We start from the raw sequence: 811 nt of genomic DNA on the forward strand, positions 1-811 counted from the left end.
ATTGTTTCTAAAGGTGTTTATATCGCTATGGGTATCAACGAAAATAGAAAACGCGACATTATTGGCTTTAAAATTTCTAATCAAGAGTCAGAATTAGCTTGGTCAGAGTTTTTTGAAGACTTAAGAATGCGTGGTTTAACAACACCTGAACTTATTATCTCTGATGCGCATTCTGGACTTATTAAATCTATTAAGTCACAGTTTATTGATTCATCTTGGCAACGTTGTACATTCCATTTTCTTAAAAATATTGTAGAGAAATTTCCTAAAAAGAACTCTAAAGAAGCTAGAATGTTACTTAAATCAATATTCCAAGCACCAACATATCGTCATGCTGTTCAGCTCAAAGAAGAATTCATTGCACAATATGAAAGTAATCCTAAGTATGTGGAAGCTATTAAAATATTGGATGAAGGCTTCGAAGATGCCTCACAATTCTATAGATTTCCTGCTCAACATCATAAAAACCTAAGAACTACTAATTCAGTTGAAAATATTAATATGCAACTCAGAAAACGAGAAAAAATAGTTAAAACATTCCCTAATCTAGATTCAGCTTTTAGATTAATTGGCGCAGTACTTATGGATATTCAAGAAAGATTTGATAAGTCTAACAGACCATTTATCGCTTAATTAAGCTACTTATTTTTAAAAAAATAAGTAGTGATCAAACAACTATATCTGTTTAAACTTCAAAACAAATATAGTTGTTCGATTCATTAAAAACCAAAGGTTGATTACATACTAAAGATATTACACAAACATATGGACTTGACTTCTTTAACTCACATCTCCCGATACTCCACTCCGA

The 811-nt window shown here is 30.9% G+C and carries 1 protein-coding gene; it reads left to right on the forward strand.

All coding sequences use genetic code 11. The annotated features are described in order from the left end of the window. Positions 1-633 (forward strand): IS256 family transposase (locus KA878_RS13670; RefSeq protein WP_210142218.1); only part of this gene is annotated, 633 nt, incomplete at its 5' end. Between the last annotated feature and the right edge of the window lie 178 nt (positions 634-811).

The sequence above is a fragment of the Staphylococcus sp. GDY8P57P genome, assembly GCF_017892585.1.
GTDB classification, from domain to species: domain Bacteria; phylum Bacillota; class Bacilli; order Staphylococcales; family Staphylococcaceae; genus Staphylococcus; species Staphylococcus borealis.